General features: G+C 60.2%; 26 protein-coding genes and 1 tRNA gene. 4 read left to right on the top strand and 23 right to left on the bottom strand.

Annotated features, from left to right (window positions below):
- Positions 1-8 precede the first annotated feature (8 nt).
- From ispG to trmJ, 15 genes are all read right to left on the bottom strand, one after another.
- A complete protein-coding gene (gene ispG / locus PSEST_RS06155) occupies positions 9-1,121 on the bottom strand; it encodes a flavodoxin-dependent (E)-4-hydroxy-3-methylbut-2-enyl-diphosphate synthase (protein WP_015276138.1) in 1,113 nt (370 codons plus the stop codon).
- Between the two features lie 7 nt (positions 1,122-1,128).
- Positions 1,129-2,139, bottom strand: a complete 1,011-nt coding sequence (locus tag PSEST_RS06150) for a RodZ domain-containing protein (protein ID WP_015276137.1) — start codon at positions 2,137-2,139, stop codon at positions 1,129-1,131.
- Positions 2,136-2,894, bottom strand: coding sequence for a type IV pilus biogenesis/stability protein PilW (gene pilW, locus PSEST_RS06145; protein WP_015276136.1), 759 nt, complete (start codon positions 2,892-2,894; stop codon positions 2,136-2,138). The genes PSEST_RS06150 and pilW overlap by 4 nt, the downstream gene beginning before the upstream one ends.
- A gap of 11 nt (positions 2,895-2,905) precedes the next feature.
- A complete protein-coding gene (gene rlmN, locus PSEST_RS06140; protein ID WP_015276135.1) occupies positions 2,906-4,054 on the bottom strand; it encodes a 23S rRNA (adenine(2503)-C(2))-methyltransferase RlmN in 1,149 nt (382 codons plus the stop codon).
- A 19-nt stretch (positions 4,055-4,073) separates the two neighbouring features.
- Positions 4,074-4,505, bottom strand: coding sequence for a nucleoside-diphosphate kinase (gene ndk, locus PSEST_RS06135; RefSeq protein ID WP_003284654.1), 432 nt, complete (start codon positions 4,503-4,505; stop codon positions 4,074-4,076).
- Between the two features lie 165 nt (positions 4,506-4,670).
- Positions 4,671-4,871: a Fe-S cluster assembly protein IscX gene (gene iscX / locus PSEST_RS06130; RefSeq protein ID WP_015276134.1), complete on the bottom strand. Its 201-nt coding sequence runs from the start codon at positions 4,869-4,871 to the stop codon at positions 4,671-4,673.
- A 12-nt stretch (positions 4,872-4,883) separates the two neighbouring features.
- Positions 4,884-5,222 carry an ISC system 2Fe-2S type ferredoxin gene (gene fdx, locus PSEST_RS06125; protein ID WP_015276133.1) on the bottom strand — a complete coding sequence of 113 codons (339 nt, stop codon included), beginning with the start codon at positions 5,220-5,222 and terminating at the stop codon, positions 4,884-4,886.
- A gap of 5 nt (positions 5,223-5,227) precedes the next feature.
- Positions 5,228-7,090: a Fe-S protein assembly chaperone HscA gene (hscA, locus tag PSEST_RS06120; protein ID WP_015276132.1), complete on the bottom strand. Its 1,863-nt coding sequence runs from the start codon at positions 7,088-7,090 to the stop codon at positions 5,228-5,230.
- A gap of 41 nt (positions 7,091-7,131) precedes the next feature.
- Positions 7,132-7,653: a co-chaperone HscB gene (gene hscB, locus PSEST_RS06115; protein ID WP_015276131.1), complete on the bottom strand. Its 522-nt coding sequence runs from the start codon at positions 7,651-7,653 to the stop codon at positions 7,132-7,134.
- Positions 7,654-7,660: 7 nt separating this feature from the next.
- A complete protein-coding gene (gene iscA / locus PSEST_RS06110; RefSeq protein ID WP_003298170.1) occupies positions 7,661-7,984 on the bottom strand; it encodes an iron-sulfur cluster assembly protein IscA in 324 nt (107 codons plus the stop codon).
- Between the two features lie 11 nt (positions 7,985-7,995).
- Entirely contained in the window at positions 7,996-8,382 is a 387-nt protein-coding gene (iscU, locus tag PSEST_RS06105; RefSeq protein WP_003284664.1) for a Fe-S cluster assembly scaffold IscU, read from the bottom strand.
- Between the two features lie 43 nt (positions 8,383-8,425).
- A complete protein-coding gene (locus tag PSEST_RS06100; RefSeq protein WP_015276130.1) occupies positions 8,426-9,640 on the bottom strand; it encodes an IscS subfamily cysteine desulfurase in 1,215 nt (404 codons plus the stop codon).
- A gap of 31 nt (positions 9,641-9,671) precedes the next feature.
- Positions 9,672-10,163, bottom strand: a complete 492-nt coding sequence (iscR, locus tag PSEST_RS06095; protein ID WP_015276129.1) for a Fe-S cluster assembly transcriptional regulator IscR — start codon at positions 10,161-10,163, stop codon at positions 9,672-9,674.
- A gap of 159 nt (positions 10,164-10,322) precedes the next feature.
- Complete coding sequence (gene cysE / locus PSEST_RS06090) at positions 10,323-11,099, bottom strand: serine O-acetyltransferase (protein ID WP_015276128.1); 777 nt, start codon at positions 11,097-11,099, stop codon at positions 10,323-10,325.
- Positions 11,099-11,935 (bottom strand): tRNA (cytosine(32)/uridine(32)-2'-O)-methyltransferase TrmJ, encoded by an 837-nt coding sequence (gene trmJ / locus PSEST_RS06085; protein ID WP_232422570.1) that lies wholly within the window; start codon positions 11,933-11,935, stop codon positions 11,099-11,101. The genes cysE and trmJ overlap by 1 nt, the downstream gene beginning before the upstream one ends.
- 94 nt (positions 11,936-12,029) lie before the next feature.
- Between trmJ and suhB the strand changes: the two genes are divergently transcribed.
- Positions 12,030-12,845, top strand: coding sequence for an inositol-phosphate phosphatase (gene suhB / locus PSEST_RS06080; protein ID WP_015276126.1), 816 nt, complete (start codon positions 12,030-12,032; stop codon positions 12,843-12,845).
- A gap of 59 nt (positions 12,846-12,904) precedes the next feature.
- Here suhB and PSEST_RS06075 read toward each other — a convergent pair whose 3' ends face one another.
- The 6 genes from PSEST_RS06075 to queA all read right to left on the bottom strand — a co-directional run bounded on the left by PSEST_RS06075 (position 12,905) and on the right by queA (position 18,924).
- Positions 12,905-13,438 (bottom strand): glycine zipper 2TM domain-containing protein, encoded by a 534-nt coding sequence (locus tag PSEST_RS06075; protein ID WP_015276125.1) that lies wholly within the window; start codon positions 13,436-13,438, stop codon positions 12,905-12,907.
- A gap of 77 nt (positions 13,439-13,515) precedes the next feature.
- On the bottom strand, positions 13,516-14,427 hold the full coding sequence (gene secF / locus PSEST_RS06070; RefSeq protein ID WP_015276124.1) for a protein translocase subunit SecF: 912 nt from the start codon (positions 14,425-14,427) through the stop codon (positions 13,516-13,518).
- A 12-nt stretch (positions 14,428-14,439) separates the two neighbouring features.
- Positions 14,440-16,308 (bottom strand): protein translocase subunit SecD, encoded by a 1,869-nt coding sequence (gene secD, locus PSEST_RS06065; RefSeq protein ID WP_015276123.1) that lies wholly within the window; start codon positions 16,306-16,308, stop codon positions 14,440-14,442.
- 64 nt (positions 16,309-16,372) lie between these two features.
- Entirely contained in the window at positions 16,373-16,702 is a 330-nt protein-coding gene (gene yajC / locus PSEST_RS06060) for a preprotein translocase subunit YajC (protein ID WP_003296020.1), read from the bottom strand.
- 42 nt (positions 16,703-16,744) lie between these two features.
- Complete coding sequence (gene tgt / locus PSEST_RS06055) at positions 16,745-17,860, bottom strand: tRNA guanosine(34) transglycosylase Tgt (protein ID WP_085990607.1); 1,116 nt, start codon at positions 17,858-17,860, stop codon at positions 16,745-16,747.
- Between the two features lie 14 nt (positions 17,861-17,874).
- Positions 17,875-18,924 (bottom strand): tRNA preQ1(34) S-adenosylmethionine ribosyltransferase-isomerase QueA, encoded by a 1,050-nt coding sequence (gene queA, locus PSEST_RS06050; RefSeq protein WP_015276121.1) that lies wholly within the window; start codon positions 18,922-18,924, stop codon positions 17,875-17,877.
- A gap of 113 nt (positions 18,925-19,037) precedes the next feature.
- On the opposite strand from queA, the gene PSEST_RS06045 reads away from it, so the two are divergent.
- The 3 genes from PSEST_RS06045 (at position 19,038) to PSEST_RS06035 (ending at position 20,428) form a co-directional block, all read left to right on the top strand.
- Positions 19,038-19,124: transfer RNA gene (locus PSEST_RS06045), tRNA-Leu, on the top strand.
- 496 nt (positions 19,125-19,620) lie between these two features.
- Positions 19,621-19,833: a cold-shock protein gene (locus tag PSEST_RS06040; RefSeq protein WP_003298189.1), complete on the top strand. Its 213-nt coding sequence runs from the start codon at positions 19,621-19,623 to the stop codon at positions 19,831-19,833.
- A gap of 97 nt (positions 19,834-19,930) precedes the next feature.
- Positions 19,931-20,428: an RDD family protein gene (locus PSEST_RS06035; protein WP_015276120.1), complete on the top strand. Its 498-nt coding sequence runs from the start codon at positions 19,931-19,933 to the stop codon at positions 20,426-20,428.
- 68 nt (positions 20,429-20,496) lie between these two features.
- Here the strand turns inward: PSEST_RS06035 and lptG are convergent, their stop codons facing one another.
- Both lptG and lptF read right to left on the bottom strand, forming a co-directional pair.
- Complete coding sequence (gene lptG / locus PSEST_RS06030; RefSeq protein WP_015276119.1) at positions 20,497-21,558, bottom strand: LPS export ABC transporter permease LptG; 1,062 nt, start codon at positions 21,556-21,558, stop codon at positions 20,497-20,499.
- Positions 21,551-22,672 (bottom strand): LPS export ABC transporter permease LptF, encoded by a 1,122-nt coding sequence (lptF, locus tag PSEST_RS06025; RefSeq protein ID WP_015276118.1) that lies wholly within the window; start codon positions 22,670-22,672, stop codon positions 21,551-21,553. Before lptF ends, lptG begins: the two co-directional genes overlap by 8 nt.
- Positions 22,673-22,845: the final 173 nt, after the last annotated feature.

Here is a 22,845-nt window from a genome sequence, read left to right as displayed (position 1 = left end):
CTTAAAGATCAGCTGCGCGCGATGACCGCCGCGTCGGACGCGAGCTTTTCGGCGGCCTTGCGCCGGATGAGCTGCTCCAGCTCATCGACGAGGTTTTCGTTGTTCAGTTTCTGTGCCGGCTTGCCATCGATGTAGACGAGGTTGTTCGGGCTGCCACCGGTCAAGCCGACATGGGCTTCCTTGGCTTCTCCCGGACCATTGACCACGCAACCGATCACCGCAACGTCCATCGGTACCAGCAGGTCTTCAACGCGGGCTTCCAGCTCGTTCATGGTCTTGACCACATCGAAGTTCTGTCGCGAGCAGCTCGGGCAGGCGATGAAGTTGATGCCACGCGAGCGCAAACGCAGGGACTTGAGGATGTCGAAGCCGACCTTGATTTCCTCGACCGGGTCAGCTGCCAGTGACACACGGATGGTGTCGCCGATGCCGTCCGCGAGCAGCATGCCCAGCCCCACAGCGGATTTCACCGTACCGGAACGCAGACCGCCCGCCTCGGTGATGCCCAGGTGCAGCGGCTGCTCGATCTGACCGGCAAGCAGCCGATAGGCCTCCACCGCCATGAACACGTCGGACGCTTTGACGCTGACCTTGAAATCCTGGAAATCCAGTCGATCCAGATGATCGACGTGGCGCAGCGCCGACTCCACCAACGCCTGCGGCGTCGGCTCACCGTATTTTTTCTGCAGGTCCTTTTCCAGCGAACCGGCATTGACGCCGATGCGAATCGGGATGCCCTTGTCGCGCGCGGCGTCGACCACGGCGCGCACGCGGTCCTCGCGGCCGATGTTGCCTGGATTGATGCGCAGGCAATCAACGCCAAGCTCCGCCACGCGCAACGCGATCTGGTAATCGAAATGAATGTCGGCCACCAGGGGCAACTGGACGAGCCGCTTGATGCGCCCGAACGCCTCGGCAGCCTCCATGGAAGGCACCGAAACCCTGACGATGTCCGCACCGGCATTGGCCAGGCGCTGGATCTGCGCAACCGTCGCCTCGACGTCGCAGGTTTCGGTATTGGTCATGCTCTGTACGGAAATCGGCGCATCGCCACCGACCGGAACGCTGCCTACCCAGATCTTACGGGACTGACGGCGCTTGATAGGAGATTCGGAATGCATGGTCAATTTACTGTCCAAGCTTGAGGCGCGCTGTCTCGCCGCGCATGTGAGAGGCGAGGTTTACAGCTTCGCCGTTGTAACTGAGCTGGGCACCGCGAGCGAACCCCAGATGTACGTCCAGCGGCGCCTTGCCACTGACCGTCCTGCTGGTCCCGGCCTTGGCCAGTGCACTGAACAGCACACGGCCGTCGGCATCCGACACACGGGTCCAACAATCGGCGGTAAAACGCAGCTCCAGCTGGGCCTCGCCGGGTACTGGTGCCGGCGCCACGGAATCACTCGCTGGGGCTGGGGTCGCCAACGCAGGCGCCTGAGCGGAAACTACCGCGCTTTCGCTGGCGGTTTCGGGAAGTGCCAACGGCTGCGATTGCTGAGACTCGGCAGCAGGTGAGCTCGAATCAGAAGGCTCAGCGTTGCCTTCCAGTGTCTCGTCAGTCTCGCTTGCATCCGATTCGGCAATCGGCGCGCCCTGTTCGGGCTGCGCCTCAATCGCTGGTTCGGCAACTTCGTCAGTACGATCGAGCAGATGGATCTCAGTGGTGCCGTCAGCACCTTCCACTTCAATCCGCTCCAACACCGAGACAGGAGATCGCGTGGCCTCTCGCTCTGCGCGCTCCTGCCACCAGTACCAGGCAACGGCGGCCAGCAGCAGCAATAAAGCGAAGCCGAAGAAACGCATGAAGGTTCGCGACAGACGGCCCGGTTCCTCGATGCGTCCGAGGCTGTTGACGTTGCTACCGGATGCGTTGGTTCCGGTGTGCTGATCGAACTCCTGGACCAGGCGGGTCTGGTCCAGACCCAGCAACTTGGCATAGGCGCGAACATAACCACGGGCAAAGGTATGTCCCGGCAACTGACTGAAGTCACCCGCTTCGATACGGCCTAGCGAACGCTCGGTGAGATTGAGCTGTTGCGCAACTGCAGACAGCGTCCAGCCCTTGTCTTCGCGGGCTTTACGCAGCGTCTCGCCTGGATTGTTGCCCGTCGGTGCAGCGGATTCTTGGTGCGGCGCGGTCATCGTTGCTCCGAAAGATATTGCTTGTACTCATCCGTACCGGGATACAACCGCCTCAGCTGCAGCCCGAGGCTGGCAGCCGTGTCGCGGTCCTGATGGATGTTGGCCAGACGAATACCGAGCAGCAAACTGCGTGCGTTCTGCTCAGCTACCTGGCTGAAGCTATCGTAGTAACGCTTGGCTGGAACGTACTGCTTGTCCTCGAAGGCCATGAGGGCAAGCTCGAGCAGCGCGCGAGGCTGGCGACCGTCGAGGCGCAGCGAGCGAGTAAAGTGAAGCTCGGCCTCTTCGCGCTGCCCCAGCTGCAGCGCGGTCATGCCGAGGTTCTGAAACACCCGTGCGCGCTCCGGGTACATGTTGTCTTCAGCCGCCTGACGAAAGCGCTCCATGGCTTCCGGATAGCGCTTCTGCTCGAATAGAAAACTGCCGTAGTTGTTGAGGATGCGGGCATCCTTGCGGCTGGACAGCGCCTCGCGGTAGTGCTTGTCGGCGAGATCGTTTTCCATCTCGGTCTGGAATACCAAGGCCAACGCAGCATGTGCATCGGCACTGCGCGGATCCATCTCCAGCGCCTTGCGCAAAGGTGTCTTCGCGCGAGCTGCCGCGCCCTGCTGCAGATAACCGATGCCCAGTTGAATATAGGCGTCGCGCGCCTGCTGGCGACCTTCGTCGGTTCTCAGCGGATCGACGGTTCCAGAAGACACACAACCGGCCAACAGGCCGGTCAGTAGAAGCAGCAGCGCAGCGCGCAGAGTCATCAGCATCCCCCTCAGGATCGGTTCGAAGCAATTTGCGCCGTACCTGGCTCGCTCTGTAGCTCACGCACAGCGATGTATCTCTCGCTTCGACGCGTCCGGTCCAGAACCTGGCCGACGAGCTGACCGCAAGCCGCGTCGATGTCTTCGCCGCGGGTGGTACGCACCGTCACATTGTGCCCGCCTTTGTGCAGGATGTCCTGAAAACGCCGGATGGCATTGTTGCTCGGCCGCTCATATCCGGAATGAGGGAACGGATTGAACGGAATCAGATTGATCTTGCAGGGAATATCCGCCAACAGCGTGATCATCTGCTCGGCATGCTCGGGCTGGTCATTGATGCCCTTGAGCAGCGTGTACTCGATGGTCAGCACGCGCTTCTCGCCAAGCTGCGAGATATAGCGCTTGCAGGCCGACAGCAACATATCCAGCGGATACTTCTTGTTGATCGGCACCAGCTGATCACGCAGCGCATTATTAGGCGCGTGCAGCGACAGCGCCAGGGACACGTCGATGACCTTGGCCAGCTCGTCAATCATCGGCACGACGCCCGAGGTCGACAACGTCACCTTGCGCTTGGAAATACCGTAGCCGAGGTCATCCATCATGATATGCATGGCGGCGACTACGTTATCGAAGTTCAGCAGCGGCTCGCCCATCCCCATCATCACCACGTTGGTGATAGCGCGATCGATTTTCGCCGGGATGGAGCCGAATGACTTGTTGGCAATCCACACCTGCCCGATAACTTCGGCAGCGGTGAGATTGCTATTGAAACCTTGTTTGCCGGTGGAGCAGAAGCTGCAGTCCAGCGCGCAGCCAGCCTGCGAGGACACGCATAGTGTTCCGCGCCCGCCCTGCGGGATATACACCGTTTCCACGCAACTGCCCGAAGCGACACGTACAACCCACTTGCGGGTGCCGTCGCTGGAGATGTCTTCGCTGACGATCTCCGGACCGCGAATCTCGGCGCAGGCCTTGAGCTTTTCGCGCAAGGCCTTGCCGAGATTGCTCATGGCATCGAAGTCATCGACGCCAAAGTGGTGAATCCACTTCATCACCTGACCGGCGCGAAAACGCTTTTCCCCGATGGACTCGAAGAAGCTCTCCAGTTGCGACTGGGTAAGCCCGAGCAGATTCACTTTACCGGTGGTGGCAATCATTGGATTCACCTTCGCTCAATCAGCGAATGCGTGCACACACTTCGGTGGCAGCGAAGAAGTAAGCGATTTCACGAGCAGCGGAAGCTTCCGAATCGGAACCGTGTACGGCGTTCTCGTCGATGGAAACGGCGAAGTCGGCGCGAATGGTGCCAGCAGCAGCTTCTTTCGGGTTGGTAGCACCCATCAGCTCACGGTTCTTGGCAATGGCGTCCTCGCCTTCCAGCACCTGAACGATAACCGGGCCGGAAGTCATGAAGGCAACCAGGTCCTTGAAGAAACCGCGCTCGCTGTGCTCGGCATAGAAACCAGCAGCTTCGCGCTCGGACAGCTGAACCATCTTGGAAGCGACGACGCGCAGGCCGGCCTTCTCGAAACGGGTGGTGATTTCGCCGATGACGTTCTTGGCGACAGCGTCAGGCTTGATGATGGAGAAGGTGCGTTGCAGGGCCATGTAGGACTCCAAAACTGATGGGTTAAAGCGAACGAGTAAACCCGCGGATTATACGCGGGTTCAGCGTGAAAACATAAGGGTAGAGGGGTGGACTGTCGAAGAGGCGATCAACTGCCAAACGGTTGCTTCAATGCTCTCAGGGCAGAGACGCAAGCCGCCCCGCTATCATTCCGCCTCTTCGATCCAGGCGGCCTGAATGGCCTCGAGGACCTTTTCTCCGCCGCGATTGGGTTCGTCAGAAAAGTCAGGCAATTCGATCACCCAACGGTGCAGATCGACGAAATTCACATAGCGCGGATCGACACCGGGCTTGCGCTCGGCCAGCTCGATGGCGATCTCCAGCACATCACTCCATTTAAGCTGCATCACGCTCGCCCCTTAATGCCCTTCGGAAACCTGATTGATGGTGTACTTCGGTATTTCGACGACGAGATCGGCATCAGCCACCACCGCTTGGCAGGACAAGCGCGAATTAGGCTCCAGCCCCCAAGCCTTGTCGAGCATGTCGTCCTCCAGCTCGTCAGAGACCTCAAGCGACTGGAAGCCTTCGCGCACCACCACGTGACAGGTTGTGCACGCACAGGACTTTTCGCAAGCATGCTCGATGTCGATGCCGTTACGCAGCGCGGCATCCAGTACCGTCTCACCCGTCTGCGCCTCGATAACGGCACCTTCCGGGCAATGATCGGCGTTAGGCAGGAAAATGATCTGCGGCATCTGGGTCAATCCTCGATATCGTTGAGCCGCCGCCCGGCCAGCGCGGCCTTGACGGTGGAGTCCAGGCGACGCGCGGCAAAGGCGTCGGTAATCTGGCTAAGGCGTTTGGTCTGCCGCTCGATGGCGACCGCATCCTGGCTGTCCAGCAGCCCGCGCAATCCGGCCATCTGGGAGTCAATAGCAAGCCGCTCTTCGGCAGACAGCAGGCGCTCGCCATCAGCCGCCAACGCTGCCTCGACCGCTTCCAGCAAACGCTGCGCATCGACCAGCTGCTCACGCAGCGCGCGCGCATCGCGATCCTCGTCCGCCTTGCGGAAGGAGTCCTCGAGCATGCGCGCGATCTCGCCATCAGTGAGGCCGTAAGACGGCTTGACCTGGATACTGGCCTCGACGCCGGATGCCAGTTCGCGCGCCGATACGCTGAGCAAACCGTCTGCATCGACCTGGAAGGTAACGCGAATCTTCGCCGCCCCCGCGACCATCGGCGGAATGCCGCGCAGCTCGAAGCGCGCCAGAGAGCGGCAATCGGAAATCAGTTCACGCTCGCCTTGGAGGACATGAATCATCATGGCCGACTGGCCATCTTTATAGGTGGTGAAGTCCTGCGCCCGGGCGACCGGAATCGTCGTATTGCGCGGGATGATCTTCTCCATCAGCCCACCCATGGTCTCCAGACCGAGCGACAACGGAATCACATCGAGCAACAGCAGCTCTTCTCCGTCGCGATTGTTTCCGGCCAGCGTTTCGGCCTGAATCGCTGCACCGATCGCCACGACCTCGTCAGGATCGATATCAGTCAGCGGCTCACGACCAAATAACTGTCCGACTGCAGAACGCACTTTCGGCACGCGAGTCGAGCCACCGACCATCACCACCGCGGTGATCTCCTCCAGCTCCACGCCGGAGTCGCGCACGGCACGCCGGCAGGATTTCAGACTGCGCGCAATCATCGGTTCGATCAGCGCGTCGAAGGTCTCTCGATGCAGTTCACCGGACCAGCCGGCATAGGCAACAGTCACTACGTCGACGTCAGTGAGACGCTCTTTGGCATCACAGGCAATCTTCAGCAATTCCCGCTGCGCACCCGGCTCGAGGTCGCCGGACACGCCGGCACACTCGAGAATCCAGTCAGCCACGGTATGGTCGAAGTCGTCGCCGCCCAACGCAGTATCGCCGCCAGTGGCCAGCACTTCGAACACGCCTTTGGTCAGGCGAAGAATTGAAATATCGAAGGTTCCGCCACCCAGATCGTAAATAGCAACGACGCCTTCGGCCTGACGATCCAGGCCATAAGCAACGGCCGCCGCGGTGGGTTCGTTGAGCAGACGAAGGACGTTGAGCCCCGCAAGCCGTGCGGCATCCTTGGTTGCCTGACGCTGCGCATCGTCAAAATAGGCAGGAACGGTGATCACCGCCCCGACCAGCTCGCCACCCAGGCTCTCCTCGGCACGCAGACGTAGTGCGCGAAGAATTTCAGCAGAGACTTCCACCGGGCTCTTGGCACCCTGAACCGTCTCGATGAAAGGCATCTGCGATTCAGCCTGACGGAAGCGGTACGGCAACTGCTCGCCCATCTGCTTCACATCGGCGAGCCCGCGCCCCATCAACCGCTTAACGGAACTGATGGTATTGAACGGATCGGTCGCCGCAGCAAGCTTGGCTTGTGCACCAACCTCAACGTGATCCGCGTGGTAACGCACCACCGATGGCAGGATCACCTGCCCATCGGCATCCGCCAGGGGCGCAGTAACGCCACTGCGCAGGGCAGCCACAAGAGAATTTGTGGTACCCAGGTCTATTCCGACAGCCAGGCGCCGCTGATGAGGCTGTGGGCTTTGTCCGGGCTCAGCAATCTGAAGTAAGGCCATGTCTGTCTGATATCGGGCGCAACGCTCGGCGCTGCGCGGGGTTAATCGTCGAGGCGCTCTTCGAGTTGGCGCACTTCCTGGGTCAGCTTGTCGAGAAACTGCATGCGTCGAACCAAGCGTTCTGCGTCGGCGCGCCGCGCCGGGTCTCGCCAGATCTGAGCAAAGTCATCATTAAGACCTTGCTGCGCCTGCTTCAACCGTGACTTGAATGCCGCCACGCCGGCGAGGTCGGCCTGCTCGTGAAGCTCCTCGAGCTCCTCGCGCCAATGCATCTGCTGCATCAGGAAAGCAGGGTCCTGCACAGTAGCTTCCAGCGGCACTTCATGCCCTTCGATCGCCAGCAGATAGCGCGCGCGTCGGCTGGGGCTCTTGAGTGTCTGGTAAGCCTCATTGAGGTTGGCGGACCGCTCCAGCGCTTGGCGCTGCTCGCTTTCACCAGCATCGGCGAAGCGATCCGGATGAACCTGGCGAGCCAGCTCTCGATAACGGTCGGCGAGATGCGCGAGATCCAGCTCGAACTCGGGCTTCAACTCGAACAGTGCAAAATGACAGGGAGTACCCACGGCGTCCTCAGATATTGAAGCTCTCGCCGCAGCCGCATTCGCCACGAACGTTCGGATTGTTGAACTTGAAGCCCTCGTTGAGCCCTTCGCGAACGAAGTCGAGCTCGGTGCCATCAAGGTAAACCAGGCTCTTGGGATCAATGATCACCTTGACCCCATGGCTTTCGAACACCGAGTCCTCGGCTGCCGTCTCGTCGACGAACTCGAGGACGTAGGCCAACCCGGAACAGCCGGTCGTACGAACCCCAAGCCTCACACCTACACCCTTGCCCCGCCCGTCCAGCGAGCGGCGAACATGCTGGGCGGCCGCGGGCGTCATGGTGATAGCCATTGCAACCTCCCTTAGAGCAGACCTTTCTTCTCGCGGTAATCGCGTACCGCCGCCTTGATCGCATCTTCGGCGAGCACGGAGCAGTGGATCTTCACCGGCGGCAGCGCCAGCTCTTCTGCCAGCTGGGTGTTCTTGATAGTTTCCGCCTCTTCCAGCGTCTTGCCCTTCATCCACTCAGTTGCGAGGGAGCTGGAGGCAATGGCTGAACCGCAACCGTAAGTCTTGAACTTGGCATCTTCGATGACGCCCTGTTCGTTGACCTTGATTTGCAGGCGCATCACGTCGCCGCAGGCCGGCGCGCCAACCATGCCGGTACCGATGCTCGGGTCTTCAGCGTCGAACTTGCCGACGTTGCGCGGATTTTCGTAGTGGTCGATGACCTTATCGCTGTATGCCATGGTGCAATCCTCTTAGATCAGGCTGTGCGGCGTTTGACACCGGTCAGTGGGCTTGCCACTCGACCTTGGAGATGTCGACGCCGTCTTTGAACATGTCCCACAGGGGCGAGAGTTCACGCAGCTTGGTCACGGCCTCACATACCTTCTGAGCTGCGTAGTCGATTTCCTCTTCGGTAGTGAAGCGACCGAAGGTGAAACGGATGGAGCTGTGCGCCAGCTCATCGTTACGACCCAGGGCACGCAGCACGTAGGAAGGCTCCAGCGAAGCGGACGTACAGGCGGAACCGGAAGATACCGCCAGGTCCTTGAGCGCCATGATCAGCGACTCACCCTCAACATAGTTGAAACTGAGGTTCAGGTTGTGCGGCACACGAGCAGTCATGCTGCCGTTGACGTAGAGCTCCTCGAGATGCTCGACCTGCTTGTAGAAGCGATCACGCAGCGCGCGGATATGCTCGTTTTCCTGGACCATCTCTTGCTTGGCGATACGGAAGGCCTCACCCATCCCCACCAGCTGATGGGTAGCCAGGGTGCCGGAGCGCATGCCACGCTCGTGACCACCGCCATGCATCTGCGCCTCGAGGCGTACGCGCGGCTTGCGGCGGACGTACAGCGCACCAACGCCTTTCGGACCATAGGTCTTGTGCGCAGAGAAGGACATCAGGTCGACCTTCATCTTCTCCAGATCGATCTCGACCTTACCGGTGGATTGCGCCGCATCGACATGGAAAAGAATGCCGCGAGAACGGGTCAGCTCACCGATGGCAGTGATGTCATTGATGGTGCCGATCTCGTTGTTCACGTGCATCACAGACACCAGAATGGTGTCGTCACGCAACGCAGCCTCGACCATGGCAGGAGTGACGATGCCATCCTCACCGGGTTCGATATAGGTGACTTCGAAGCCTTCGCGCTCTAGCTGGCGAGTGGTATCCAGCACCGCCTTGTGTTCGATCTTCGTGGTGACGATGTGCTTGCCCTTGGATGCGTAGAAATGCGCAACACCCTTGATCGCCAGGTTGTCGGATTCGGTAGCACCCGAGGTCCAGACAATTTCGCGCGGGTCAGCATTGACCAGTTCGGCGACCTGGCGACGAGCATTCTCTACAGCTTCCTCAGCCTTCCAGCCAAAAGCGTGAGAGCGCGACGCCGGATTGCCGAAGTTGCCTTCGTTCGTCAGGCACTCGATCATCTTGGCGGCAACACGCGGATCCACGGGAGTGGTCGCAGAGTAGTCCAGGTAAATCGGCAATTTCATTCAGGTATCTCCTATCAGGCGGTCGCCCTGCTCATTCGATGGCGGACGTTTCTATCTTGTCCATCTGCGGTGAAGTGCCGCCAGCTTTACGCATATCCTGGCGCAGCGCGACCTGCTGCACATCCTGGCGCTTCACCAGGTCAGCCAGGCTGATACCGCTGAGGAATTCATGAATCTGCTGGCTCAAGTCGCACCACAGGTGGTGGGTCAGGCAGGTATCGCCGGAATGACAACCACCGAGGCCTTGGCAGCGCGTGGCATCGACCGACTCGTTGACAGCATCGATAACCTGAGCCACCTGGATACCAGCCATGTCACGCGACAACTGATAGCCTCCGCCAGGGCCGCGCACGCTGGTCACCAGACTACTGCGGCGCAGCTTGGCAAAGAGCTGCTCGAGATAGGAAAGGGAAATACCCTGCCGCTCGGAAATATCGGCCAGGGAGACCGGCCCATGCTGCGCATGTAGCGCCAAGTCAAGCATGGCGGTAACGGCATAACGGCCTTTGGTGGTTAATCGCATCGGTCTGCACCAAGCATTACGGTTTGGCGCAATTATGCTATTCCCGAGTATTTGAGTCAACTATAAGACCTATCAATTCAGTAGGTCTTTAGTCAGGAAGCCATATCTGGCCAGATGCAGCGGGCCTCCATGATATCAGCTGCTGCCAGCCTGCGCACTTCAGGTGCGGGCATCGCCAGCGTCGGACTTCACTTCGACGAAGTCCTCTTCTCGCAGCTCCGGCAGGTCCTTGGCGCAATAATCGCTACCCAGCGCCTTCAAAGCGCCACACATACCCTCCAGGCGCTCTTCTACCGCCTGAACATGATCCAGCAGCTGCCCGATGGCTCGCGCGACAGGATCAGGCATATCCTCGCTGACGCCGTAAGCATCGAAACCGATCTTTTCGGCAATGGCTTTGCGCTTGGCTTCCTGCTCATCGCTGGACTTGACGATCACCCGACCCGGAATTCCAACCGCGGTCGCACCCGGCGGCACTTCCCGCGTGACCACCGCATTGGAGCCGATCTTCGCGCCCGCGCCGACGGTGAACGGACCGAGAATCTTCGCGCCCGCCCCAACGATTACACCATCCTCGAGCGTCGGATGGCGCTTGCCCTTGTTCCAGCTGGTGCCACCGAGTGTCACGCCGTGATATAGCGTCACGTCATCACCGATTTCCGCGGTCTCGCCAATGACGATACCCATGCCATGATCGATAAAGAAACGACGCCCGATCCTGGCCCCCGGATGGATCTCGACACCAGTCAGCCAGCGCCCCAGGTTCGATGACATGCGTGCCAGCCATTTCCACTCATGCATCCACAACCAATGGGAAAGACGGTGGATCCAGATGGCGTGCAGGCCCGGATAGCAGGTCAGGACTTCAAACGCATTGCGTGCTGCCGGATCACGATGGAAAACGCTCTGAATGTCTTCGCGCATGCGTTCGAACATCAATCACTTCTCCGCTTGTGAGGCTCGCCGCGCGCAGCCTTCTGTGTCTCGGTGAGAATACCGCGCAGGATGTTCATTTCCAGCTTGCTGATGCCGCTACGCCCGTAGAGGCGGCGCAACCGCGGCATCAGATGCCTGGGCTTGGCCGGATCAAGAAAACCAATATCAACCAGCGTCTGCTCGAGATGACCGAAGTAGTTCTCCAGCTCATCCACCGTCACCGGCTGGGCATCCAGCATTGCCGTGGTTTCCAGTTTCTCAACCTTCGTCGGCCGCCCCTCGGCCGCTAGCCAGGCCATGCGCACCTCATAGGTCAGCACCTGCACCGCCGCCGCGAGATTCAACGAACTGAACTGCGGATCAGACGGAATATGGACGTGATACTGGCAGCGCTGCAGCTCCTCGTTGGTCAGCCCGGCGTACTCCCGACCGAACACTAACGCCACCTCACCGCCACCACTCGCTTGCTCCACGGAGACCGCCGCGCACTCTCGCGGATCCAGCAACGGCCAAGGAATGCGCCGATCACGCGCACTGGTCCCGAGCACCAGACTACAACCGACCAAAGCCTCTTCCAGCGTACCGACCACCTGCGCAGCATCGAGAATATCGGTCGCGCCGGACGCCCTGGCCACCGCATTGGGGCTTGGAAAGTCTTCCGGATCCACCAGAACCAGCCGGGAAAGACCCATGTTCTTCATGGCGCGGGCTGCGCCACCGATGTTGCCAGCGTGACTGGTGTTGACCAGCACGACACGAATGTTCTGCAGCGACACGATGATTCTCTGCGTGAAAGCGAGCGGAAAGCTTACAGGAAGCGCCTCTTGATCCGCCATCGGCGAGACCCAGTGACAGCACCGGTGACGCTACATGCGCTGACGCTTTCCTGATAGAATTTCGCGCTTTCTTTAACGACCAGGTAATTGATCCATGCAGCCCATGCTGAATATCGCGCTGCGCGCCGCCCGCAGCGCCGGCGAACTGATTGTCCGCTCCACCGATCGCCTGGATGCAATCTCGGTCAACGAGAAAGAAGCAAAGGACTACGTCACCGAGATCGACAAGGCCGCCGAGCAAAGCATCGTTGCCGCTCTGCGCAAGGCTTACCCGAATCACGGCATCCTCGGCGAGGAAGGCGGGCTGCTCGAAGGATCCGGTGACGGCACCGATTACCTGTGGATCATCGACCCACTGGACGGCACCACCAACTTCGTCCGCGGCATTCCACACTATGCTGTCAGCATTGCGTGCAAATACCGCGGTCGCCTGGAACACGCCGTCGTTCTGGATCCTGTCCGCCAGGAAGAGTTCACCGCAAGCCGCGGTCGCGGCGCAGCAGTAAACGGTCGCCGCCTGCGAGTCAGCGCACGCAAAAGCCTGGACGGCGCCCTGCTCGGCACCGGCTTTCCGTTCAAGGACGGCGACATGGACAACCTGGACGCCTACCTGAACATGTTCCGCAGCCTGGTCGGCCAGACGTCCGGCCTGCGCCGTGCCGGCGCCGCGAGCCTGGACCTTGCTTATGTCGCCGCTGGCCGCTTCGATGCGTTCTGGGAGTTTGGCCTCTCCGAATGGGACATGGCGGCAGGCGCCCTGCTGATTCAGGAAGCAGGCGGCCTGGTCAGCGACTTCAGCGGTGGACACGACTTCCTCGAGAAAGGACAGATCGTCGCCGGCAATACCAAATGCTTCAAGGCCGTACTGACCGCCATCCAGCCGCACCTGACGCCGTCACTCAAGCGCTGAGTTTGACGCAAAAAAAACGCCCCGTCGGGGCGTTTTTTTCATCTGCAGCTTCGCTCAGATCATTGCTGCGACAGCAATAGTTGACCGTCCTGCACCGGAATCTGACTTCCCGGATCACGATCCATGCGTACACGACCAACCTTTCCATCAAGGTCGTACTTGACGTCGTAGCCGACGACCTTGTCGTGCGTATCGGTAACCGTGCTGCAACGCGTTTCAGTGGTGGTATAGGTACTGTTGGCCTGCATCCGCCCCTGCACCTGGTTACCAGCGTAGCCCCCGCCGACCGCACCGGCGACGGTCGCGATTTTCTTGCCGTTGCCGCCACCGACCTGATTGCCGAGCAGACCGCCGACCACGGCACCTACCGCCGTACCCGCGATGCGATGCTCGTCCTGCACAGGCTTCTGCCTCGTCACCGTGACATCCTTGCACACCTCACGGGGCGTTCGGATGGTCTCTTTGATTGGCTCGACCGCCAACACCTCGGCGAACTTCGGCCCTCTATCGACCAGGGTATAAGTAGCGAAAGCGCCGCCAGCGGTGGCGACCACCACACCGAGTGCCGTACCGACCAACATGGACTTGTTCACAGTGACATCCTCTTCCTTCGGGCTGCGCCCGTTCCGCAGCCTTGGACCTCGCCAGGCTGCGGAAGTTCAAGAGAGGATCAGGGGCGCTCGTCGACTTCCTCTTCTACCACTGGCGGAATCAGGTCATCGCGGGTGAGCTTGAGCCAGACCAGCAACATGCCTGCCACGTAGACCGACGAGTAGGTGCCAGCGCCGACGCCGATCAACAGCGCCAGCGAGAAGCCCCAAAGGTTCTCGCCACCGAACACCATCAGCGCGCCTACGGCAAGCAAGGTGGATACGGAAGTCGCCACGGTTCGCAGCAGGGTCTGCGTGGTGGAGATATTGATGTTTTCCAGCAGCTCCGCCTTGCGCAGCATGCGGAAGTTCTCGCGAATCCGGTCAAAGATCACGATGGTGTCGTTCAGCGAATAGCCGATCACCGCCAGCACCGCGGCCAGCACCGTAAGGTCGAACGATATCTGGAAAAACGAGAACACCCCGAGCACCAGGATCACATCGTGGAACAACGACAGCACAGCGCCCAGGCCAAACTTCCACTGAAAGCGGAAAGCCACATAAACCAGGATGCCGCCCAACGCGAGCAGCATGCCCAGCCCACCTTGATCGCGCAGCTCCTCGCCCACCGCCGGCCCGACGAACTCGACGCGCTTTACGCTCACCGAATTGCCGCTGTCAGCGTTACGCAGCGCACTGGCGACACGCTCCCCAAGCTGCGGGTCATCACCTGGCATGCGCACCAGCACATCGGTGGTCGCCCCGAAGCTCTGAACCACTGCATCGGCGAAACCGGCCTGGACCAACTGCCCACGAACCTGCTCGAGCTCGACCGGACGCTCGTAGCCCAGCTCGATCAATGTGCCGCCGGTGAAGTCCAGGCCGAAATTGAGCCCCTTGACTACCAGGCTGGCCAGCGAAGCAACCGTAAGCAGCACGGTGAGTGCGAAGGCCACATGACGGACGCCCATGAAATTGATTACGCGTTTCATCGTGCTAGCCCCTTAAATCCACAGCTTCTTGAGATCGCGGCCACCGTAGATCAGGTTGACCATGCCGCGCGTCACGATGATTGCGGTAAACATCGACGTCAGGATGCCGATCGACAGAGTCACCGCAAAGCCCTTGATCGGGCCGGTACCCATGGCGAACAGAATGCCGCCCACCAGCAAGGTGGTCAGGTTGCCGTCGACGATCGCCGAGAACGCCCGATCGAAACCTTCATGAATGGCGCGCTGAATCGACATGCCATTGGCAATTTCCTCACGAATTCGCGAGAAGATCAGCACGTTGGCGTCGACCGCCATACCCATGGTAAGCACGATACCGGCAATACCCGGCAGGGTGAGCGTGGCGTTGAGCATCGACATCATGGCGGTCAGTACCACCATATTGAAGAGCAACGCGATGGTCGCCAGCACGCCGAAGAACTTGTAGATCAGCACCATGAAGATGGCGACGAAAAGGAAGCCCCACATGGCGGCCTGAACACCCAGCTTGATGTTCTCGGCTCCCAGGCTTGGCCCAATGGTGCGTTCTTCGGCGAAATACATCGGCGCAGCCAGGCCGCCGGCGCGTAGCAGCAGCGCCAGCTCGGACGACTCACCCTGACCGTCGAGACCGGTGATGCGGAACTGGCTGCCGAGCGGCGACTGGATGGTCGCCAGGCTGATGATCTTCTTCTCTTCCTGGAAGGTTTCGACCCGTACTTCCTGCTCCACGCCGTCAACCATCTGCCGCACATAGCGGGTCATCGGCCGCTGCTCGATGAAGATCACCGCCATGCTGCGACCGACATTGTTACGCGTCGCGCGATTCATCAGATCGCCGCCGTGACCATCGAGACGGATGTTGACCTGCGGGCGACCGTTCTCGTCGTAGCTGGCCTGGGCATCGGTCACCTGATCACCGGTGATGATCAAGGTACGCTCCAACTGGACCGGAGGACGGCCTTCCTGACGGAACTCGAACGCCTCGGTGGAAGCGCGCGATGCGTCAGCGTCAGCCGCCAGACGGAACTCCAGGTTCGCCGTCTTGCCGAGAATACGCTTGGCTTCGGCGGTGTCCTGAACGCCCGGCAGCTCGACCACGATCCGATTGGCCCCCTGACGCTGCACCAGCGGCTCGGCCACACCGAGCTCGTTGACGCGATTACGCACCGTGGTCAGGTTCTGCTTGATCGAGTACTCACGAATCTCTGCCAGCTTGGCCTCAGTTAGCGTCAGGCGCAGCACGAATTGACCGTTGCGCTCGGAGGAGGTCAGCTCGAAGTCCGTGAAGTTCTTGCGGATCAGCGACTGCGCATTGCCAAGCGTGGCCTCATCGGCGAAGCCCAGCTGCACGGCATCTTTCAGATTCGGCAGGCTGCGATAGCGCACACGCTCCTTGCGCAGCAGGCTCTTGACCTCGCCCTCGGAAACGTTGAGCCGCGTCTCGATGGCCTTTTCCATGTCGACTTCCAACAGGAAGTGCACACCGCCGGAAAGGTCGAGCCCCAGTTTCATCGGACTCGCACCAAGACTGCGCAACCAGTCGGGCGTCGTAGGTGCCAGATTGAGGGCAACGACGTAGGCGTCGCCGAGCGTGCGCCGAACGATGTCTTTCGCCGGCAACTGGTCATCTTGCCGTTCCAGGCGCACCAGGCCGCCGCGCCCCTGCTCGTCGAGCGATGCAGACTTGACAGCGATACCGCCATCCACGAGCGCCTTGCTGATGCGCTCGAGATCTTCGGTTCCGATTTCCTGCGCCGTGCTGGCACCGGTGACCTGAATCGCCGGATCGTCCGGATAGAGATTGGGCGCCGAATAAACAAAGGCGATCGCGAGCACTGCCAGAATCAGCAGGTATTTCCAGAGAGGGAATCTATTGAGCATGACGCAGCCCGTTTAATGAACGCGGGGCGCCTTGCGCGCCCCGTCGGTGTTGAATGAAGTCAGCTCAGATGGCTTTCAGTGTGCCCTTGGGCAACGTTGCGGCGATTGCCACTTTCTGGAACTTCAGCTCAACGTTGTCGGACACTTCGATGACCACGAAGTCATCGGCGACCTTGGTGACCTTGCCAGCGATTCCGCCAGAGGTAACCACTTCGTCGCCCTTCTGCAGGCCGGCGATCAGGTTCTTGTGTTCCTTGGCACGCTTGGACTGGGGGCGCCAGATCATCAGGTAGAAGATGACCAGAAAACCGACCAGAAATACCCACTCGAAACCAGTACCAGCAGGACCAGCGGCAGCCTCCTGGGCATAGGCGGCGGGAATCAGAAAGCTCATGTAGCACTCCTGTTGCAGAAAGGATTGTTTTGCTCTGGCACGTCACGCAAGCGGCGGCGTTGGCAGACCGCGCTTGGCATAAAAGGCGTCGACAAAGGCCGCCAATGTACCCTGTTGAATGGCGTCGCGTAAACCAGCCATAACCCGCTGGTAATGTCGCAGGTTATGTATGGTATTCAACATGCTACCCAGCATTTCGCCGCATTTATCCAGATGATGCAGATACGCACGGGAGAAATGTTTGCAGGTGTAACAGTCACAGCTCGGATCCAGTGGCGAATCGTCGTGTTTGTGCACCGCGTTACGAATTTTGATCACGCCGGTATCGGTAAACAGATGACCATTGCGCGCATTGCGGGTCGGCATCACGCAATCGAACATGTCGACTCCACGCCGCACACCTTCGACCAGATCCTCCGGCTTGCCCACGCCCATCAAATAGCGGGGCTTCTCGGCCGGCATTTGCGGCGGCAGGAAATCCAGCACGCGAATCATCTCTTCCTTCGGCTCGCCTACTGAAAGCCCACCGATAGCCAGGCCATCGAAACCGATCTCGCACAACCCTTCCAGCGAACGCATACGCAACGACTCGTGCATACCACCCTGGACGATGCCGAATAGCGCAGCCGGACTATCACCATGGGCAACTTTCGAGCGCTTAGCCCAGCGCAACGACAGCTCCATCGAGCGCCGTGCGACATCTTCGTCAGCCGGATAGGGCGTGCATTCGTCAAAGATCATCACGATATCCGAACCGAGGTCACGCTGGACCTGCATTGACTCCTCCGGCCCCATGAACACCTTCGCACCGTCGACCGGGGAGGCAAAGTAAACGCCCTCTTCCTTGATCTTGCGCATCGCCCCGAGACTGAACACCTGAAAGCCACCGGAATCAGTCAGGATCGGTCCTTGCCACTGCATGAAGTCGTGCAGGTCGCCGTGACGCTTGATCACTTCCGTTCCCGGACGCAGCCACAGGTGGAAGGTATTGCCGAGGATGATCTGCGCACCGATCGCCTCGATGTCGCGAGGCAACATGCCCTTGACGGTGCCGTAGGTGCCCACCGGCATGAACGCCGGCGTCTCGACGGTGCCTCGGGGAAAGGTCAGACGCCCGCGACGCGCCTTGCCGTCGGTAGCAAGCAGCTCGAAGGACATATGGCAGGAACGGGTCATTGGCTTTCCTCGGGACCGCGCGGCACGGGATTGCGGGTAATGAACATGGCATCACCGTAACTAAAGAAGCGATAGCGCTGCGCTACGGCCTCGGCGTAGGCAGCCATGGTTTCCGGGTAGCCGGCAAAAGCGGAAACCAGCATCAGCAGCGTGGATTCGGGCAAGTGAAAATTGGTCACCAGAGCATCGACCACATGAAAGGTTTTGCCCGGATAAATAAAGATATCGGTATCGCCACTGAATGGTTTGAGTTCGCCACCGCGAGCGGCGGTCTCCAGCGAACGGACGCTAGTGGTTCCGACAGCAATCACCCTACCGCCGCGGGCGCGACAGGCTGCCACAGCATCGACCACCTCTTGCGTCACCTCGAGCCATTCACGGTGCATGTGGTGCTCTTCGATACGCTCGACACGTACAGGCTGGAAGGTTCCGGCGCCAACGTGAAGGGTGACATAGGCGGTTTCCACGCCGGCCTCCCGCAGCGAGTCGAGCAAAGCCTCATCGAAGTGCAACCCTGCTGTAGGTGCTGCCACAGCCCCCGCACGCTGAGCGTAAACGGTCTGATAACGCTCGCGATCTTCGGCGTCATCGGGCCTATCTATATAAGAAGGCAAAGGCATGTGCCCGATACGCTCGAGCAGCGACAGGACATCCTCGTCGAATTGCAGCTCGAACAAGGCATCATGCCGAGCGACCATTTCTGCCTCTCCGCCGCCATCCAGCAAAATCCGCGAACCGGCCTTGGGCGACTTGCTCGAACGGATGTGCGCCAGAACGCTGCGACTGCCAAGCACCCTCTCGACGAGGATTTCCAGCTTGCCGCCAGTAGCCTTCTGTCCAAACAGGCGCGCCGGGATGACTCGAGTATTGTTGAATACCATCAGGTCGCCGGGGCGCACGTACTCCAGCAGATCCGCGAAATGACGGTGCGAAAGCTTGCCGGTTTCACCATCAAGCACCAGCAGACGACTTGCACGCCGCTCCGCCAGGGGATGTCGCGCGATGAGGGCGTCGGGCAGCTGGAAGAAAAAATCAGCGACTTGCATGGACAGGATTCAGGACGCGGAAAAGGGCGCAAATCTTATCCGAAAGGCGCCTATCTGACCATGCCAAACGATTGACCACCGCACTTCACATCCCTATACTGCGCGCCCACTGTGCCTCGATGGCGGAATCGGTAGACGCAGCGGATTCAAAATCCGCCGTTGGTAACAACGTGAGAGTTCGAGTCTCTCTCGAGGCACCATCAGTGAATCGCTACACGCAGCTACGCTGCAAGCCACTCGGCGCCGACAAAGCGGAATGCCACAGAGGGCTACTCGCGGTAGCGAAGCTTCAAAGAGCATCAGGCAGTACGCAACCATCTCGCACTCAGCATGGATCTGCAGTACAGCAAGCAAAACGGCAACATCGATTCTCCCGCAGACTGACATCCTTAGCGAGTCGGTCGGCACGCGGCATGACTCCCCACGCTAGTGGATACGGCGGGTCAGGCCCACCTCAAAAGCGCCGAACGGCGCCGCCTGGACAGGCAAATTCTATGGCTCCGAGGGGTTGGCATTCCCTGGCGAGTTATCGTAGAGTGTGCCCACTGTGTTTGCATGGGTCGCTGTTGAATCGTGACCTGGTGCAGTAGATCTTCAGATCCGCTACTCCGCTCGACTCTCTTACTCCTTGCAACCAGTTCCAGCTTCCTGCTATGCGGGGGCAATTCTACTTTTGAGTTTCAAGGATACAAAGACATGTCGAATCGTCAGAACGGTACCGTCAAGTGGTTTAACGACGAGAAAGGTTTTGGTTTCATCACTCCTGAGAGCGGTCCGGATCTGTTCGTGCACTTCCGCGCGATCGAAGGCAACGGCTTCAAGAGCCTGAAAGAAGGCCAGAAAGTCAGCTTCGTCGCCGTGCAAGGTCAAAAGGGCATGCAGGCAGACCAGGTTCAGATCCTGGGCTAAGCCTTCTCTCCGAAAAGCCCCTGATGGCAACATCAGGGGCTTTTTTATGCGTGCAATTCCGTAGAATGCGCCACCGTTCCTTAGATCGAGACATGCAATGCGCAGACACCTGCTCAGCCCGCAGGGCCAATTCCCCGCCGCCGGCCTGCTGCGCCGACTTGCAGCGATGTTCTATGACAGCCTGCTGTGCATCGCACTGATGATGGTGGTCACCCTGCTCTACCAGCAGGTGCTACTGCGACTGATCTATGGCAGTGAACAGCTGCAGACGCTCGCCGATGCCGGTCGTCTGGATATCGACCCACTGCTCTCGACCCTGCTGCTGTTCAGTCTGTTCGGCTTCTTTGCCAAATTCTGGACCCACAACGGCCAGACACTGGGCATGCAGGTGTGGGGCATTCGAATCCAGAACGCGGACGGACGCGCCATCGATCTATGGCAAGCGTTGCTGCGCTTCCTGATCGCGCTGGTTTCCTTGCTGTGCCTGGGCATGGGCTACTGGTGGATGCTGATCGACAAGCAAAAGCGCACCTGGCACGACATCTACTCCGACAGCCAGGCCGTTCAGCTGCCGAAGAACATCCACAAGAAATAGGCGTCGCTAACCGAGCGATCCTTCGCCCACAAACATGGCCTTCAGCAGCATACAGCGAAGGCCAGCCACTAGCCCGCCCGACGCAGCAGCCAGGCACCGATCAGCGCACAGACACTCGCCGGCAACACCACCGCCAGCAATGGCGAAAAGCCGAACACCTGGCTTGCCGGGCCGAGCAGATCCTGGATGATGCGGAACACGAAGCCGACCACCACCCCAGTGAAGATGCGCTGACCGAGCGTGACCGAACGCAGTGGCCCGAAGATGAACGAGATCGCCAGCAGAACCAGCGCAACGGTCACTGCCGGCTGTAGGACCTTTGTCCAGAAGGCCAGCCAGTAACGCCCATTGTTCAAACCCTGCTCGCCGAGATAGTGGATATAACGCCACAACCCAGTGATCGACAGCGCTTCCGGTTCCATCACCACGGTGCCAAGCAGCTGAGGGGTCAGCTGAACATCCCAACGCTCTTCCGGCGCGCGCAGCACTTCGGTGTGGTCGCCGCGAAAATGCGTCGTCGAGATATTTTCGAGCTTCCAGTGATCCCCCTGATAAGTGGCACGCCGGGCAAAGCTGGAGGCCTGCAGGCGGCGTTCATCGTCGAAGCGATAGCGCGTCACGCCGACCAGAACGCCACCGGGCTGCACGGCGTTGACGTGCACGAATTCGTTTTCCTGCCGATGCCACAACCCGCGCTTGCTGCTCTGCGCCTCGCCCGCACCTTGCGCCAGGGAACGTCGTGCCTGGGCGATATCCTCGGTGGCGGGTGCGACATACTCGCCAATCAGGATGCCTGCGACGAGCAGCACCAGCATCGGCTTCATCACCGCCATCACGATACGACCCAACGAGACGCCGGCGGCGCGCATGATGGTCAGCTCACTGCTGCTGGCCAGGGTACCGAGACCGATAAGGCATCCGATCAGGGCAGCCATCGGCAGCATTTCATACAGCCGACGCGGCGAGGTAAGCAGCACGTACTGCAGGGCGTCGCCCAGGCCATAGCCGCCCTGGACATCACCCAGCTCATCGATGAAAGCGAACAGCAATGCCAACCCGACGATGATGCCGAGGACGGTCAGAATCGCGAGAAAGACATGAATACCGATGTAGCGATCGAGCTTAACCATGGGCCACCTCCCGCTGCATCCGGCGCTTGCTCATCCGCAGCCGGATCGGCTCCCAGAACAGCATCAGCAGACCGATCGCCAGGAACAGTCCATGCACCCACCACAGCCCCAACGCCATTGGCAGACGCCCCTTGTCCAGCGCGCCACGTACGGCGATCAACAGTGCGAGATAGGTCATGTAAAGCAGGATGGCCGGCAGCAGCTTGAGGAAGCGTCCCTGCCGAGGGTTGACCTTCGCCAACGGCACAGCCAGCACCGTGACCACGAACACCAGCAGCGGCAGAGATAGCCGCCACTGCAACTCGGTCTGATGGCGCACGTTATCGCTGCCCACCAGCTCGCGGGTCGGCATGGCCTCGCGCTCGCTCAGCTCCATGCTCACCTCAGGCTTGGGAAGCAGCACACCGTAGGTGTCGTACTGGATCGCACGATAGTCGGCCTGCCCCGGATTGCCGTCGTAGCGATAACCGTTTTCCAGAATCAGGTAGCGACTGCCGTCAGGCTGGATCTCCTGCCGGCCGCTTTCGGCAACCAACACCGACAGCCCGCTTTCCTTGCCGGTCTGGCGCGATACGTTGGTTTCGGAAATGAACACCCCGCCCAGCTCACTGCGGTCAGCCGAGAGCTCACGGGTGTAGGTCACGCGCGAGCCCCCACGCAGCGTCTGAAAGCGCCCCGGGACCAGCGTGTCGAACTCGGTCAGCGAATCCTGCTGATTGAGGATGCGATCCACCTCGGCGATACCTTGCGGCGCCAGACCCAGGCTCAGCCAACCCACCATTGCCGCAACCAGCGCGGCCGGCGCCATGCTGTAGGCCAGCAAGCGGCGCTGGCTCATACCGGTTGCCGACAGCACGGTCATCTCGCTTTCAAGGTAGAGGCGGCCGTAGGCCAGCAGAATGCCGAGAAACAGCCCAAGAGGAAGGATCAGTTGAAGGAAGCCGGGCAGACGAAAGCCCATGATCAGCAACAGCACGCCGGGATCGAGCACCCCCTGCGCAGCCTGCGCCAGATACTTGATGAAGCGGCCGCTCATGATGATCACCAGCAGCACGGCGCTGACCGCGCTCATGGTGACCAGCAGCTCTCGGGACAGGTAACGAAAGACGATCAAACCAGACACTCCAGGGTTGTCAGGCTCTGGCGGCAACGCTCAAACTAGCCGCCAGTTGCCGGCCCGCCGCAGCAGACCGATGGAAATAGGTAATGGCACACCGACCGGACGCGGATCGCCGCGCCGAGGCAATCGCCGAAGCACGGTCGATTGCAACGTTTCTAGCCTAGCGC

This window comes from Stutzerimonas stutzeri RCH2 (assembly GCF_000327065.1).
Classification (GTDB): domain Bacteria; phylum Pseudomonadota; class Gammaproteobacteria; order Pseudomonadales; family Pseudomonadaceae; genus Stutzerimonas; species Stutzerimonas stutzeri_AE.
This window is presented reverse-complemented; position numbering and strand designations above follow the sequence as displayed.